Genomic DNA, 14,109 nt, shown 5'->3' on the forward strand with positions numbered 1-14,109 from the left:
GATCGGCAACGGCAACGGCAACGGCAACGGCAACGGCAACGGCAACGGCAACGGCAACGGCAACGGCAACGGCAACGGCAGGGATGGGATGAGGGCGGTGCGGGGCGATAGGCACGCCGCATCGCCACAATAGCGAACGGTGGTTGTTCTAAAACCTGCGAAGTAGGACAATTATCGGCTTCACGTCCCAACCAGCGACCTTGCATGGCCTTTCTTGCACTTGGTATCAACCATAAGACTGCCTCGGTAGACGTACGCGAGCGCGTGGCGTTTACGCCCGAGCAGCTGGTCGATGCCCTGCAGCAGCTCTGCCGACTGACCGCCAGCCGCGAGGCGGCGATCCTGTCCACCTGCAACCGCAGCGAACTGTATATAGAGCAGGACCACCTCGCCGCCGACGCCGTGCTGCAATGGCTGGCCGACTACCACCAGCTGAGCCTCGACGAACTGCGCGCCAGCGCCTACGTCCACGAAGAGCACGACGCGGTCCGGCACATGATGCGCGTGGCCTCGGGCCTCGACTCGCTGGTGCTCGGCGAACCGCAGATCCTCGGCCAGATGAAGTCGGCCTACGCCGTGGCCCGCGAGGCCGGCACCGTCGGGCCGCTGCTCGGGCGCCTGTTCCAGGCCACCTTCAGCGCCGCCAAGCAGGTGCGCACCGACACCGCCATCGGCGAGAACCCGGTCTCGGTGGCGTTTGCCGCAGTCAGCCTGGCCCGGCAGATTTTTTCCGACCTGGGCCGCAGCCAGGCGCTGCTGATCGGCGCCGGCGAGACCATCACCCTGGTCGCCCGCCACCTGCACGAGCAGGGCGTGCGCCGCATCGTCGTGGCCAACCGCACCCTCGAGCGCGCCAGCATCCTCGCCGAGCAGTTCGGCGCCCATGCCGTGCTGCTCGCGGACATCCCGCAGGAACTGGCTAACAGCGACATCGTCATCAGCTCCACCGCCAGCCAGTTGCCGATCCTCGGCAAGGGCGCGGTGGAAAGCGCGTTGAAGCAGCGCCGGCACAAGCCGATCTTCATGGTCGACATCGCCGTGCCGCGTGACATCGAGCCGCAGGTGGGCGAGTTGGACGACGTCTACCTCTATACCGTCGACGACCTGCACGAAGTGGTTGCGGAAAACCTCAAGAGCCGTCAGGGCGCGGCCCAGGCCGCCGAAGAGCTGGTCTCGGCCGGCGCCGACGATTTCATGGTGCGCCTGCGCGAGCTGGCGGCGGTGGATGTGCTCAAGGCCTACCGCCAGCAGAGCGAGCGCCTGCGCGACGAAGAATTGCAAAAGGCCCTGCGCCTGCTCGGCAACGGCGGCAACCCCGAGGACGTGCTGATGCAACTGGCCCGGGGCTTGACCAACAAACTCCTGCACGCCCCCAGCGTGCAACTGAAAAAGCTCTCCGCCGAAGGCCGCCTCGATGCGCTGGCCATGGCCCAGGAACTCTTCGCCCTCCACGAGGGCTCGACGGACAAATCCCCGCAATGAAAGCGTCGCTGCTGAACAAACTGGACACGCTCCAGGATCGCTTCGAGGAACTCACCGCGCTGCTCGGTGACGCCGAAGTCATTTCCGACCAGACGCGTTTTCGCGCCTACTCCCGCGAGTACGCCGAAGTCGAGCCGGTGATCGCTTGCTATCAAGGCTGGCGCAAGGTCCAGGACGACCTCGAGGGCGCCCAGGCGCTGCTCAAGGACGCCGACCCCGACCTGCGCGAGATGGCGGTCGAGGAAGTGCGCGAAGCGAAAGAGCAGCTGGTGGGCCTGGAGTCGCAACTGCAGCGCATGCTGCTGCCCAAGGACCCCAACGACGGGCGCAACGTGTTCCTCGAAATCCGCGCCGGCACCGGTGGCGACGAGGCGGCGATCTTCTCCGGCGACCTGTTCCGCATGTACTCGCGCTACGCCGAGAAACGCGGCTGGCGCCTGGAGATCCTCTCCGAGAACGAAGGCGAGCACGGCGGCTACAAGGAAATCATCGCCCGGGTCGAAGGCGACAGCGTGTACGGCAAGCTGAAGTTCGAGTCCGGCGCGCACCGTGTGCAGCGGGTCCCGGAAACCGAATCCCAGGGCCGCATCCACACCTCGGCCTGCACCGTGGCGGTATTGCCCGAGCCCGACGAGCAGGTGGCGATCGAGATCAACCCGGCCGACTTGCGCGTGGACACCTATCGCGCCTCCGGCGCCGGCGGCCAGCACGTCAACAAGACCGATTCGGCGATCCGCATCACCCACTTGCCCACCGGCATCGTGGTCGAGTGCCAGGAAGAGCGTTCGCAGCACAAGAACCGTGCCCGCGCCATGTCCTGGCTGTCGGCCAAGCTCAACGACATGCAGACCAGCGCCGCGCAGAACGCCATCGCCAGCGAGCGCAAGCTGCTGGTGGGCTCGGGCGACCGCTCCGAGCGCATCCGCACCTACAACTATCCACAGGGCCGGGTCACCGACCACCGTATCAACCTCACCCTCTACTCCCTGGACGATATCCTCGCCGGTGGCGTGGAGGCCGTGATCGAGCCGTTGCTGGCCGAATACCAGGCCGATCAGCTGGCCGCCCTGGGGGATTGAATGACCATCATCGCCAGCCTGCTGCGCAACGCGCAGTTGCCGGACTCGCCGACCGAGCGGCTGGACGCCGAGCTGCTCCTGGCCGCGGCCCTGGGCAAGTCGCGCAGCTTCCTGCACACCTGGCCCGAGCGCATCGTCAGCAGCGAGGCGGCGCAGGTGTTCGCCGATTACCTCGAACGGCGTCGCGCCGGTGAGCCGGTGGCCTATATCCTCGGCCAGCAGGGGTTCTGGAAGCTGGACCTGGAAGTCGCGCCACATACGTTGATTCCGCGCCCGGACACCGAGCTGCTGGTGGAAACCGCGCTCGAGCTCGTGTCGCCCACGCCTGCCCGGGTCCTCGACCTGGGCACCGGCACCGGGGCCATTGCCCTGGCCCTGGCCAATGAGTGCCCGGGGTGGCAGGTCACGGCGGTGGACCGCATCGACGAGGCCGTGGCCCTGGCCGAGCGCAACCGCCAGCGCCTGGGCCTGGGCAATGTCCAGGTGCGCGCCAGCCACTGGTTCGATGCCCTTGTGGGTGAGCGTTTCAACCTGATTCTCAGCAACCCGCCCTATATCCGCGCCGCCGATCCGCACCTGGTGGTCGGTGACGTGCGCTTCGAACCCAGCAGCGCCCTGGTGGCCGGCGAGGACGGGCTGGACGACCTGCGGGTGATCGTCGCCCAGGCCCCGGCACACCTGCTGCCCGGAGGTTGGCTGCTGCTCGAGCACGGCTATGACCAGGCGCCCGCCGTACGCGACCTGCTGACGGCGGCCGGCTTCATCGACGTCGCCAGCCGCGTCGACCTGGGCGGCCACGAACGTATCAGCCTGGGGCGCCTGCCATGCTGAGCGACCAGGAGCTGTTGCGCTACAGCCGGCAGATCCTCCTGCCGCAGGTGGATATCGACGGCCAGTTGCGCTTGAAACACGGCAAGGCCCTGGTCATCGGCCTCGGCGGGCTGGGCTCGCCAGTGGCGCTGTACCTCGCCGCGGCGGGTGTCGGTGAGCTGCACTTGGCCGATTTCGACACCGTCGACCTGACCAATCTGCAACGCCAGGTGATCCATGACAGCGACAGCGTCGGCCTGAGCAAGGTTGATTCGGCCATCAAGCGTTTGCGGGCGATCAACCCGGAAATCGGCCTGGTTGCCCATCGCCAGGCGCTGGACGAGGACTCGCTGGCCGCGGCGGTGGCGGCGGTCGATGTGGTGCTCGACTGCTCCGACAACTTCGGTACCCGCGAGGCGGTCAATGCCGCTTGCGTGGCTGCGGGCAAACCGTTGGTCAGCGGCGCGGCGATCCGCCTCGAAGGTCAGTTGTCGGTGTTCGACACCCGCCGCGACACCAGCCCCTGCTACCACTGCCTGTATGGCCATGGCAGCGAGGCCGAGCTGACCTGCAGCGAGGCCGGGGTGATCGGCCCGCTGGTGGGGCTGGTCGGCAGCCTGCAGGCGCTGGAAGCGCTGAAGTTGCTGGCCGGTTTCGGCGAGCCGCTGGTCGGCCGCCTGCTGCTGATCGACGCCCTGGGCACCCGCATGCGCGAGCTGCGGGTCAAGCGCGACCCTGCCTGCACCGTGTGTGGCAATCGCCATGGCTGAGCGTTCGGCGCCAGTGGGCGTGATGGATTCCGGCGTCGGCGGGTTGTCGGTGCTGGCCGAGATCCAGCGCCTGCTGCCCAACGAATCCTTGCTCTACCTGGCCGACAGCGGCCATGTGCCCTATGGCGAGAAGTCCCCGGACTACATTCGCCAGCGTCTGCGGCTGATCGCCAGGTTCTACCATGACCAGGGCGCCAAGGCATTGGTCCTGGCCTGCAACACGGCCACGGTGGCCGCGGTGGCCGACTTGCGCGTGCTCTACCCGGACTGGCCGCTGGTGGGGATGGAGCCTGCGGTCAAGCCAGCGGCTGCGGCAACCCGCTCCGGCGTGGTCGGCGTGCTGGCCACCACCGGTACCCTGCAGAGCGCCAAGTTCGCTGCCTTGCTCGACCGCTTCGCCAGTGATGTGCGGGTGATCACCCAGCCGTGTCCTGGGCTGGTCGAGCGTATCGAGGCGGGTGACCTGGTCAGCGAGCAACTGCGCCAGTTGCTGTCGGGCTATGTCAAGCCGCTGCTCGCGGCCGGTTGCGACACCCTGATCCTGGGCTGCACCCACTACCCGTTCCTGCGGCCCATGCTGGCCGAAATGGTGCCGGCGGATGTGGCGATCATCGACACCGGCGCTGCCGTGGCGCGCCAACTGCAACGTCTGCTGGGCGCCCGTGGGCTGCTCAGTGACGGACCGGCGCAGCCAACGGCGTTCTGGAGCAGTGGCGAGCCGGAGTGCTTGCGCAAGGTGCTGCCGCTGTTGTGGAACCAATCCGGCAGCGTGCAGCGCTTCCTGCCTTGAAACGTAGGGTCAGCTGTTCTTTGGCAGCGGCCACAGTTCGCTTGGGTTGAGCACCTCCAGCACCAGATCGGCTTGGCGCTCCTCCAGGCGCGCCAGCAACTCCTGCGCCGCGCTTTGCGCCGTCCAGGGCTCCGGAATGGCCTGCACCGAGGTCACCGGGGCCTTCAGCGATTGAGGCGCCACCACCGTCAGATCGATACCCAGCGTGTGCAGGACATTGCGCTGCTCTTGCAGCCACGTCGGCAGGCTGTTGCCGCCATTGAGCGGCTGGTTCGGCTCGAACAGCTGCAATGCCGAGTAGCGGCTGAGAATGGCCATGACCTGCGGCCTCTGGCCCTTGGCCAATAACGGCAGCGCGGCGTTCAGACTCTGGTACGTGGCTTGAAGGTTGCTGCTGACGATCTGTTCGAACAGGTCTGCGTTTGCCAAATTGTCCGGCAGATAGTCGCAGCTCCCGGCATTTACCAGCAGACAATCCAGCGTCCCCCAGGCGGCCTGAAGCCGCTGGCCGGCATCCTGCAGGGGACCGAAAAGCTGCAGCAAGCGTGCTCCATGAAATTCCCCCAGGGTGTCGAGTTCCTGGCTATCCCTGCCACTGGCGGCCACCGTGTGCCCTTGTGCGAGCAACTGTTCCACCAAGGTCAGGCCGAGTCCGTGGCTGGCTCCTGTAACCCAGAAACGACGTGTCATGCTCTATGCCCCCTGATCCTGCCAGCTGGTCAAGCTTTTGAAGGCTTCCAATGCGCGTTGGCGACTACTATCGAGATCGACTATCGGGCCCGAGTAATTATTAGTAGCAAATAGGTCGGCGGATTTCACCGGGTAGTGAATCGATTTATCGTCTTTTCCCTCCAGTTCCGGCAACCACTGGCGGATGAACACCCCGTTCGGATCGAAGCGCTGCGACTGAGTGATGGGATTGAAGATCCGAAAATAGGGCACCGCATCGGTACCGGTCGAAGCGCTCCATTGCCAGCCACCGTTGTTGGCGGCCAGGTCACCGTCTATCAGGTGACGCATGAAATGCCGTTCGCCGTGCCGCCAGTCGATCAGCAGGTTCTTGCTGAGGAACATGGCGACGATCATGCGCAGGCGGTTATGCATCCAGCCGGTGTGCAGCAGTTGGCGCATGGCGGCATCGATGAGGGGGAATCCGGTGCGGCCCTCCTTCCAGGCCTGCAGGTCGGCGGGCGCGTCGCGCCAGGGCAGCGCTTCGGTCTGCGGGCGGAAGGCGCGGTGCCGGGAGACCCGGGGGTAGCCCACCAGCGTGTGCTTGTAAAACTCGCGCCACAACAGCTCGTTGATCCAGGTCTGCACGCCGACGCTGCCACTGTCGAGCTCGCCGCGGTTGCTGGCCAGTGCCGCGTGCAGGCACTGGCGCGGCGAGACCACGCCGGCGGCGAGGTAGGGAGAGAGCTGGCTGGTGCCGGCCCTGGCAGGCAGGTCGCGCAGTTGTGCATAGTCGTCGATGGTTTCGTCGACGAAGCGCTGTAGCCGCCGCCGGCCTTCGTCCTCGCCTGCCGGCCAGTGCTGGCGCAGGGTATCGGAAGGGGGCTCGAAGCCTTCGATCTGCTGGGGGACGGCGTCGCTGCCGATCCGGAGGGTCTGTTGGGCCTGTACCGGTTGAGCCAGCGACGGGAGGCTGCGGTGCAGGTGCTCCAGGCAGACCCGCTTGAACTGGCTGAATACTTGAAAGTACTGGCCGGTGCGGGTCAGTACGCTACCGGGCCTGAACAGCAGCTGGTCGAGATGGCTGGTGGCGGTGATCCCGGCTTGTTGCAGTGATTCGCGAGTTGCTTGGTCCCGCCGGGCCTCGTTGATGCCGTATTCATCGTTCCAGTGCACGGCTTCGATGCGGTGTTGGCGGCAGACCTCGAGCATGCATTCAGGGACGTCGGCCCAGGTGTCGGTGGTGCGAATCAGCAGCGGAATGTTCAATGCCGCCAGCGACTGTTGCAACAGTCGCAGGTTGCGCAGCCAGAAGTCGACCTTGCAGGGCGCATCGTCGTGGGCCTGCCACTGGCCGGGGCTGGCAATCCACAGGGCCACGGTCGGGCCGCGCTGGCAGGCGGCCGTGAGGGCGGTGTTGTCGTCAATGCGCAGGTCGCTGCGCAGCCAGATCAGTTGCATGGGTTGCAGGCTCAAGGTCGGGGTTGCTGAAGGCAGCGCAAGGCGGCTTGCGGGCTGTCGAACAGGTGCAGGTCAGGTAGCGACAGTGCGTGCAATTCCGTCTCATGGAGACTGACTGTGCTACCACCCAGGAGTTTCATTGTGTTTACGTCCTTTAAGGTTCGTCCCAGCACAGGGAGGTCAGGGCGACGACCGAGCTGCAGCAACAGCGCGCGTGGCTGCAGGTGCTCCACGGCCAGGCGCAGTTGACGGGGCTCGACCGACCACTCGAGGATCTCCAGTGGGTAGCCGTTGCTGCTCAGCAGCCAGGCGCAGAGCCAGAACTCCGGGTCGAAAGGTGCATCGTCGATGCGGGCAAGCAATACGCAGGGGCCGCCGAGCGAGTGGCTGTCGTGATAGACCCGCGCCCCCAGCTTGCTGCGCAGCCAGCCCTGAAAGAACACCTGTTCCAGTCGGGCGTCGAAATGCGTTTGCCAGCGCTGTTCGAGGGCCTCGAGCAACGGCAGTAGCAGGCGTTCGCAGACGGTCACGGCGGGGTAGAGGGCCATCACCTGGTTGATCAGTTGGTCCAGCGGGCGTTGAGCAAGGCGGGCGATGGCCGCGATCAGCTGTTCGATGCGTTCACCCCATTCGCCCTGGATCGGCACCGTGGCGTGCGCGGTATTGTCCAGCAGTTCGCGCACCTGGCTCACTGCGGCGCCACGCTCCAGCCAGCGCAGCACGGCCTGGACCCGCTGCACCTGGTCCTGTGGATAAAGGCGATGGCCCTTGGGTGTGCGTTGCGGCTTGATAAGCCCGTAGCGGCGTTCCCAGGCGCGCAGGGTGACTGGGTTGACACCGGTCAGGCGGGCGACTTCGCCGATGGGCAGCAATGGGTCAGATGGCATTGCGCAGTCCGAGGTCTTCCGGATGGGGTTGCAGGTAGGCCTGTTGCAGCAGGTAGGGATCGGGATGGCGGCGCAGGTGGTGCTTGAGCAGGGTCAAGGGCACCACCAGTGGCACCACGCCTTTCTGGTACTGGCCGATGACCTGCTGCAACTCGGCCTTGTCCGCCTGGCCCAGGTCGTTGCGCAGGTAGCCGCTCAGGTGCTGCAGCACGTTGCCGTGGGTGCCGCGGCTGGCGCAGCGGCGCAGGGCCTGCATCAGCTGGCTGAAGTAGCGCGGGCCGAGTTGCATCGGGTCGTCGTCGCGGCTCATGTTGCCGAGCAGGCGGCCAAGGCTGCGATAGGCCTGGGGGTTGTGAGCCATCAGCAGGTACTTGTAGCGGGCATGGAAGCGGATCAGCGCGCCGCGGCTCAGGCCCTGGCGCAGCAGTTGTCGCCAGTCGGCGTAGGCGTAGACGCGGGCGATGAAGTTTTCCCGCAGCACCGGATCGTGCAGGCGGCCTTCCTCCTCGACCGGCAGGTCCGGGCGTCGCTCGCAGAACGCTGCGGCGTAGGCGCCCCGGCCACCCTGGTGGGCCGGGTGGCCGTCTTCCTGGTAGACCTTGACCCGTTCGAGGCCGCAGGACGGTGACTTCTGCATGAAGATGTAGCCGCAGATATCGTCGAGTTCGTCGGCCATCTGTGCGCCGTAGGCACGCAGCGGGCCGGCGAAATCGGTGGCGCTGTTGCGTGTGCCGGTGACGGCCGGATGCTCGGGGTCGCCTACCAGGCGGATGGGTTCACGGGGCGTGCCCAGGCCGATGGCGACCTCGGGGCACAGGGGGACCCAGTCGAAATGCTTGCCGAGCAGCTCGAGGCACAGGCTGGAGGCTTTGTGGCCGGCGTTGTAGCGCACATTGCGGCCGGTCAGGCAGGCGCTGATGGCCAGGCGTGGCTTGCCACTGGGCGGGGAAGCGTTCATCGCGGTCTCCGGAATGACTTGTACAGGCTGCACGGTTTGTACAAGTCTATTCCAGCACAGATGAAAACTTATACAATAATATTTTTTTGTATAAGTTTTCCGTCGATTATTCCAGATGCTCCAGCAGGCGCCGGGCGGCTTCCTGGCCGCTGAGCCAGGCCCCTTCGACCCGGCCAGACAGGCACCAGTCGCCGCAGGCGTACAGGCCCAGGTCGGCATCGGCCAGCGTGCCCCACTCGTGATTGACGGCAGGGCGCGCGTACAGCCAGCGGTGGGCGAGGGCGAAGGTCGGTGCGGGAACGACGCAGCCGACCAGTTCGGCAAATTCCCCCCACAGCTGCTCGATCACTTCCTCCTTGGGCAGGTCGATGTGCTGTTTGCTCCAGCTGGAGGTGGCATGCAGCACCCAGGTGTCGAGGTGTTCGTCGCGGCCCGGCTTGCTGCGGTTGCGGGCCAGCCAGTCGAGCGGGTTGTCCTGCACGAAGCAGCCCTGCATCGGGGTTTCCAGCGGTGCCTGGAAGCCCAGGGCAATGGCCCAGGTCGGTTCCATCTGCACCCCGGCGGCGACCGCCGCGAGCTTGGGCGCGGCGGCCAGCAACGGGGTGGCCTGGGGCGCCGGCACGGCGATCACCACCTGGCTGAACGGCCCATGGCTGCAGCCTTCGGTGTCCTGCAGGTGCCAGTACTGCTTGCCGCGGAATACCTCGGTGATGCGACAGCCGAAGTTCACCGTGACATCCTTGAGCAGGCCGCGGGTGATGGCACTCATGCGCGGCACGCCGACCCAGCGGGTCTGTTCGTCGGGGGAGGGGGTCAGTTCGCCATCGCGGTAGTTGTACAGCTGCGGCTTCCACTGTGCGGCCCAGCCGTTGGCCACCCAGTGCTGAACCTGCTCGACGAAGCGCCGGTCGCGGGCGGTGAAGTACTGGGCGCCGAGGTCTAGGGCGCCGGCATCGCTGCGCTTGCTGGCCATGCGTCCGCCGCTGCCGTGGCCCTTGTCGAACAGGTGGACGGTCTGCCCGGCCTTCTGCAAGGCCTGGGCGGCGGACAGGCCGGCGATTCCGGCACCGATGATGGCAATAGGTACTGTCATGATGGCCTCTTCGAACCTAGCTATACGCAGCCTACGCTGCCAGGCAAACCTGTACAATGCACAATGTTTGTATAAGGTTATTCCGCTCGATAGGCAGGTTGGCCTATGTTTATCCGAGAGCGTTCGGTCAAAAAAGTGCCTTGATCTTAAAAATAGACCACGGTCGCCCAGTGTGAGGACACAGCCATGCATATATTGCTGACCGGCGGTACCGGCCTGATCGGCCAACACCTCTGCCAGATGTGGCGCCAGCAAGGGCATCGCCTGACGGTCTGGAGCCGCCGCCCCGAACAGGTGGCGAAAATCTGCGGTACCGGCGTGCGGGGCGTGGCCCGGCTGGAGGACATTGCCGATGACGACGAGGTCGACGCGGTGGTCAACCTGGCCGGTGCGCCGATCGCCGACCGGCCCTGGACCGCGGCGCGGCGCAACCTGCTCTGGGCCAGCCGGGTGACCCTCACCGAGCAGTTGCTGGCCTGGCTGGAGCGCCTTGAGCGCCGCCCGCAAGTGCTGATTTCCGGCTCGGCGGTTGGCTGGTACGGCGACGGTGGCGAGCGTGAGCTCACCGAGGCTTCGCAGCCGGTGAAGGAGGACTTCGCCAGCCAGCTGTGCATCGCCTGGGAGGAAACCGCCCAGCGTGCCGAGGCCCTGGGGATCCGCGTGGTGCTGGTGCGCACCGGCCTGGTACTGGCCGCCGATGGCGGTTTTTTGTCGCGCCTGCGCCTGCCGTACAAGCTGGGCCTGGGTGGGCCGTTGGGCGATGGTCGGCAGTGGATGCCCTGGGTGCATATCGACGACCAAATTGCCCTGATTGATTTTCTCTTGCGGCACAACGAAGCCAGCGGTCCCTATAATGCCTGCGCGCCGGAGCCGGTGCGCAACCGCGAGTTCGCCAAGCGCCTGGGCCGCGCCCTGCATCGCCCGGCGTTCATGCCGATGCCGGCGCTGTTGCTCAAGGCCGGGCTCGGCGAGCTGTCGACGTTGCTGCTCGGCGGCCAGCGCGCGCGCCCGGTGCGCCTGCTGGCGGCGGGCTTCACGTTCCGCTTCAACGATCTGCAATCGGCCCTGGACAACCTGTCCAGCCGCCTCTGACATAGGACGCTGCATGACCGATCACGCCCTGCTGCTGGTCAACCTGGGTTCGCCGGCCTCCACCTCGGTTGCCGACGTGCGCCGTTACCTCAACCAGTTCCTCATGGACCCGTACGTGATCGATCTGCCCTGGCCGGTGCGGCGGTTGCTGGTGTCGCTGATCCTGATCAAGCGCCCCGAGCAGTCGGCCCATGCCTACGCCTCGATCTGGTGGGACGAAGGCTCGCCGCTGGTGGTGCTGACCCGCCGTCTGCAGCAGGCGATGGCCGCCCATTGGCCCCATGGACCGGTGGAGATCGCCATGCGCTATGGCGAGCCGGCTTTGCCTGAGGTCCTGGAGCGCCTGGCCGCGCAAGGGGTGCGCAAGGTGACGCTGGCGCCGCTTTATCCACAGTTCGCCGACAGCACCGTGACCACGGTCGTGGAGTTGGCGAAACAGACGATCACCGAGCGCAAGCTGCCCTTGCAGACCCGCATTCTGCAGCCGTTCTACGATCACCCTGAGTACATCGATGCATTGGTGGCCAGCGCCCGCCCGTACCTGGAGCAGGATTACGATCACCTGCTGCTGAGCTTCCATGGTTTGCCCGAGCGGCACCTGAAGAAGCTCGACCCCACCGGCAACCACGACTTCCAGGCCGCCGACTGTTGCAAGGACGCCAGCGCCGAGATGCTTGCGGTGTGCTATCGCGGCCAGTGCCTGGCCACGGCCAGGGCATTCGCCGAGAAGATGGGCATCCCGGACGGCAAGTGGTCGGTGTCGTTCCAGTCGCGTCTGGGCCGGGCCAAATGGATCGAGCCCTACACTGAGACACGCCTGGACGAGCTGGGCAAGGCGGGGGTGAAGAAGCTGCTGGTGATGTGCCCGGCGTTCGTCGCCGATTGCATCGAGACGCTGGAGGAGATCGGCATGCGCGGCAGCGAGCAGTTCGTCGAGGCCGGCGGGAAGGAGTTGGTGTTGGTGCCGTGCCTGAATGATCACCCGGAGTGGGTGAGGGTGTTGGCGGGGATGTGCGAGAAGGCTTGAGAAACTCGCCTGGCTTTGAATCTAGGGGCCGCAAGGCGGCCCCAGGATTTCAAGAAAGACTCAAGGCAACTGATCATCCAGCTTCTTGTTCTTCCAGCCATCGTTGCCCGGCAGGATCAGGTTCAGGGCAATGGCCACCACGGCGCACAGGGCAATGCCCTTCAGGCCCCAGTCGTCCGGGCCGTCACCGCTGCCGATCAGCACGCCGCCGATGCCGAACACCAGGGTTACCGAAACGATCACCAGGTTGCGCGCCTCGGCCAGGTCGATCTTGTGGCGGATCATGGTGTTCATGCCCACCGCCGCGATCGAGCCGAACAGCAGGCAGAGAATACCGCCCATCACCGGTACCGGAATGCTCTGCAGCAGCGCGCCGAACTTGCCGATGAAGGCCAGGGTGATGGCGAATACCGCCGCCCAGGTCATGATCTTCGGGTTGTAGTTCTTGGTCAGCATCACCGCGCCGGTCACTTCGGCGTAGGTGGTGTTGGGCGGGCCGCCGAACAGGCCGGCGGCGGTGGTGGCCAGGCCATCACCCAGCAGCGTGCGGTGCAGGCCGGGCTTTTTCAGGTAGTCGCGGCCGGTCACGCTGCCCACCGCAATCACCCCGCCGATGTGTTCGATCGCCGGGGCCAGGGCCACCGGCACGATGAACAGAATGGCCTGCCAGTTGAAGGCCGGCGCGGTGAAGTTCGGCAGTTCCAGCCAAGGGGCCGCGGCGATCTTGGCGGTGTCGACCACGCCAAAGGCGAACGACAGGGCGAAGCCCACCAGCACGCCGGCGATGATCGGCACCAGGCGGAAGATGCCCTTGCCGAACACGGCGACGATCAGCGTGGTCAGCAGTGCCGGCATGGAGATCAGCATGGCGGTCTTGTACGGCATCAGCGCGGCACCATCACCACCCTTGCCCATCGCCATGTTGGCGGCGATCGGCGCCATGGCCAGGCCGATGGAGATGATCACCGGGCCGATCACCACCGGCGGCAGCATGCGGTCGATGAAACCGGTGCCCTTGATCTTCACCATCAGGCCCATGAAGGTGTACACGAAGCCTGCGGCCATCACGCCGCCCATGGTCTCGGCTAGGCCGAACTGGCCCTTGGCGAGGATGATCGGGGTGATGAAGGCGAAGCTCGAAGCCAGGAATACCGGGACCTGACGGCCCGTGACCAGCTGGAACAGCAGGGTGCCGATGCCGGCGGTGAACAGCGCCACGTTCGGATCGAGGCCGGTGATCAGCGGCATCAGCACCAGCGCGCCGAATGCCACGAAGAGCATCTGCGCGCCCGAGACGACCTGGCGCCAGAGCGGGTCGTTGAAGCCGTCCTGCATGATCAGGCGTCCTTCTGCTTGGTGCCGAAGATCTTGTCGCCGGCATCACCCAGGCCTGGGACGATGTAGCCGTGTTCGTTCAGGCGTTGGTCGATCGAGGCGGTGTAGATCTGCACGTCGGGGTGGGCTTTCTCCACCACGGCGATGCCTTCGGGCGCCGCGACCAGGACCATGGCGCGGATTTCCTTGCAGCCGGCCTTTTTCAGCAGGTCGATGGTGGCGACCATCGAGCCGCCGGTGGCCAGCATCGGGTCGATGATCAGGGCCAGGCGCTGGTTGATGTCCGGCGCGAGTTTCTCGAGGTAGGTGTGGGCCTCGAGGGTTTCCTCGTTGCGGGCAACGCCCACGGCACTCACCTTGGCCCCGGGGACCAGGCTGAGCACGCCGTCGAGCATGCCGATGCCGGCGCGCAGGATCGGCACGACGGTGATCTTCTTGCCGGCGATCTTCTCGACTTGCACCTTGCCGCACCAGCCGTCGATCTCGTAGGTTTCGAGCGGCAGGTCCTGGGTGGCTTCATAGGTCAGCAGTGCACCGACTTCCTGGGCGAGTTCGCGAAAATTCTTGGTGCTGATATCGGCACGGCGCATCAGGCCGAGCTTGTGGCGGATCAGCGGATGGCGGATCTCACGAGTAGGCATAGGGGGAGGGCTCCG

General features: G+C 66.0%; 14 protein-coding genes. 7 read left to right on the forward strand and 7 right to left on the reverse strand.

Going from position 1 to position 14,109, the window contains the following annotated elements:
- Positions 1–204 precede the first annotated feature (204 nt).
- From hemA to murI, 5 genes are read left to right on the forward strand one after another with little or no spacing between them, the layout of a single operon-like run.
- On the forward strand, positions 205–1,482 hold the full coding sequence (gene hemA, locus HU735_RS08680) for a glutamyl-tRNA reductase (RefSeq protein ID WP_186713163.1): 1,278 nt from the start codon (positions 205–207) through the stop codon (positions 1,480–1,482).
- Positions 1,479–2,561 carry a peptide chain release factor 1 gene (prfA, locus tag HU735_RS08685; RefSeq protein ID WP_028691144.1) on the forward strand — a complete coding sequence of 361 codons (1,083 nt, stop codon included), beginning with the start codon at positions 1,479–1,481 and terminating at the stop codon, positions 2,559–2,561. The genes hemA and prfA overlap by 4 nt, the downstream gene beginning before the upstream one ends.
- Positions 2,562–3,392: a peptide chain release factor N(5)-glutamine methyltransferase gene (prmC, locus tag HU735_RS08690; protein WP_186713164.1), complete on the forward strand. Its 831-nt coding sequence runs from the start codon at positions 2,562–2,564 to the stop codon at positions 3,390–3,392.
- The gene (locus tag HU735_RS08695) at positions 3,386–4,141 is read left to right on the forward strand and encodes a molybdopterin-synthase adenylyltransferase MoeB (RefSeq protein ID WP_186713165.1); all 756 of its coding nucleotides are present in this window, start codon (positions 3,386–3,388) and stop codon (positions 4,139–4,141) included. Before prmC ends, HU735_RS08695 begins: the two co-directional genes overlap by 7 nt.
- A complete protein-coding gene (gene murI, locus HU735_RS08700) occupies positions 4,134–4,931 on the forward strand; it encodes a glutamate racemase (RefSeq protein WP_186713166.1) in 798 nt (265 codons plus the stop codon). The genes HU735_RS08695 and murI overlap by 8 nt, the downstream gene beginning before the upstream one ends.
- A gap of 9 nt (positions 4,932–4,940) precedes the next feature.
- On the opposite strand, the gene HU735_RS08705 is transcribed toward murI, so the two are convergent.
- From HU735_RS08705 to HU735_RS08725, 5 genes are all read right to left on the reverse strand, one after another.
- Positions 4,941–5,621 (reverse strand): SDR family NAD(P)-dependent oxidoreductase, encoded by a 681-nt coding sequence (locus HU735_RS08705; protein WP_186713167.1) that lies wholly within the window; start codon positions 5,619–5,621, stop codon positions 4,941–4,943.
- Positions 5,622–5,624: 3 nt separating this feature from the next.
- Positions 5,625–7,061, reverse strand: a complete 1,437-nt coding sequence (gene phrB / locus HU735_RS08710) for a deoxyribodipyrimidine photo-lyase (protein ID WP_186713168.1) — start codon at positions 7,059–7,061, stop codon at positions 5,625–5,627.
- Between the two features lie 11 nt (positions 7,062–7,072).
- Positions 7,073–7,948, reverse strand: a complete 876-nt coding sequence (locus HU735_RS08715; protein ID WP_186713169.1) for a MerR family transcriptional regulator — start codon at positions 7,946–7,948, stop codon at positions 7,073–7,075.
- Positions 7,938–8,906 carry a DUF523 and DUF1722 domain-containing protein gene (locus tag HU735_RS08720; protein WP_186713170.1) on the reverse strand — a complete coding sequence of 323 codons (969 nt, stop codon included), beginning with the start codon at positions 8,904–8,906 and terminating at the stop codon, positions 7,938–7,940. The genes HU735_RS08715 and HU735_RS08720 overlap by 11 nt, the downstream gene beginning before the upstream one ends.
- Positions 8,907–9,012: 106 nt before the next feature.
- Positions 9,013–9,999, reverse strand: coding sequence for an NAD(P)/FAD-dependent oxidoreductase (locus tag HU735_RS08725; RefSeq protein ID WP_050703738.1), 987 nt, complete (start codon positions 9,997–9,999; stop codon positions 9,013–9,015).
- Between the two features lie 186 nt (positions 10,000–10,185).
- Between HU735_RS08725 and HU735_RS08730 the strand changes: the two genes are divergently transcribed.
- Entirely contained in the window at positions 10,186–11,091 is a 906-nt protein-coding gene (locus HU735_RS08730; RefSeq protein WP_186713171.1) for a TIGR01777 family oxidoreductase, read from the forward strand.
- Between the two features lie 13 nt (positions 11,092–11,104).
- Positions 11,105–12,118: a ferrochelatase gene (gene hemH / locus HU735_RS08735; protein WP_186713172.1), complete on the forward strand. Its 1,014-nt coding sequence runs from the start codon at positions 11,105–11,107 to the stop codon at positions 12,116–12,118.
- A 60-nt stretch (positions 12,119–12,178) separates the two neighbouring features.
- Here the strand turns inward: hemH and HU735_RS08740 are convergent, their stop codons facing one another.
- Positions 12,179–13,453, reverse strand: a complete 1,275-nt coding sequence (locus tag HU735_RS08740; RefSeq protein WP_186713173.1) for a uracil-xanthine permease family protein — start codon at positions 13,451–13,453, stop codon at positions 12,179–12,181.
- 2 nt (positions 13,454–13,455) lie between these two features.
- Positions 13,456–14,094, reverse strand: a complete 639-nt coding sequence (upp, locus tag HU735_RS08745; protein ID WP_028691132.1) for a uracil phosphoribosyltransferase — start codon at positions 14,092–14,094, stop codon at positions 13,456–13,458.
- Between the last annotated feature and the right edge of the window lie 15 nt (positions 14,095–14,109).

It is taken from the genome of Pseudomonas sp. BW16M2 (genome assembly GCF_014268865.1).
GTDB classification, from domain to species: Bacteria; Pseudomonadota; Gammaproteobacteria; order Pseudomonadales; family Pseudomonadaceae; genus Aquipseudomonas; species Aquipseudomonas peradeniyensis.

Bases quoted from the DNA above. Each gene is read 5' to 3' on its own strand.
- hemA (WP_186713163.1), top strand. From the start codon at position 205: ATGGCCTTTCTTGCACTTGGTATCAACCATAAGACTGCCTCGGTAGAC.
- prfA (WP_028691144.1), top strand. From the start codon at position 1,479: ATGAAAGCGTCGCTGCTGAACAAACTGGACACGCTCCAGGATCGCTTC.
- prmC (WP_186713164.1), top strand. From the start codon at position 2,562: ATGACCATCATCGCCAGCCTGCTGCGCAACGCGCAGTTGCCGGACTCG.
- HU735_RS08695 (WP_186713165.1), top strand. From the start codon at position 3,386: ATGCTGAGCGACCAGGAGCTGTTGCGCTACAGCCGGCAGATCCTCCTG.
- murI (WP_186713166.1), top strand. From the start codon at position 4,134: ATGGCTGAGCGTTCGGCGCCAGTGGGCGTGATGGATTCCGGCGTCGGC.
- HU735_RS08705 (WP_186713167.1), bottom strand. From the start codon at position 5,621: ATGACACGTCGTTTCTGGGTTACAGGAGCCAGCCACGGACTCGGCCTG.
- phrB (WP_186713168.1), bottom strand. From the start codon at position 7,061: ATGCAACTGATCTGGCTGCGCAGCGACCTGCGCATTGACGACAACACC.
- HU735_RS08715 (WP_186713169.1), bottom strand. From the start codon at position 7,948: ATGCCATCTGACCCATTGCTGCCCATCGGCGAAGTCGCCCGCCTGACC.
- HU735_RS08720 (WP_186713170.1), bottom strand. From the start codon at position 8,906: ATGAACGCTTCCCCGCCCAGTGGCAAGCCACGCCTGGCCATCAGCGCC.
- HU735_RS08725 (WP_050703738.1), bottom strand. From the start codon at position 9,999: ATGACAGTACCTATTGCCATCATCGGTGCCGGAATCGCCGGCCTGTCC.
- HU735_RS08730 (WP_186713171.1), top strand. From the start codon at position 10,186: ATGCATATATTGCTGACCGGCGGTACCGGCCTGATCGGCCAACACCTC.
- hemH (WP_186713172.1), top strand. From the start codon at position 11,105: ATGACCGATCACGCCCTGCTGCTGGTCAACCTGGGTTCGCCGGCCTCC.
- HU735_RS08740 (WP_186713173.1), bottom strand. From the start codon at position 13,453: ATGCAGGACGGCTTCAACGACCCGCTCTGGCGCCAGGTCGTCTCGGGC.
- upp (WP_028691132.1), bottom strand. From the start codon at position 14,094: ATGCCTACTCGTGAGATCCGCCATCCGCTGATCCGCCACAAGCTCGGC.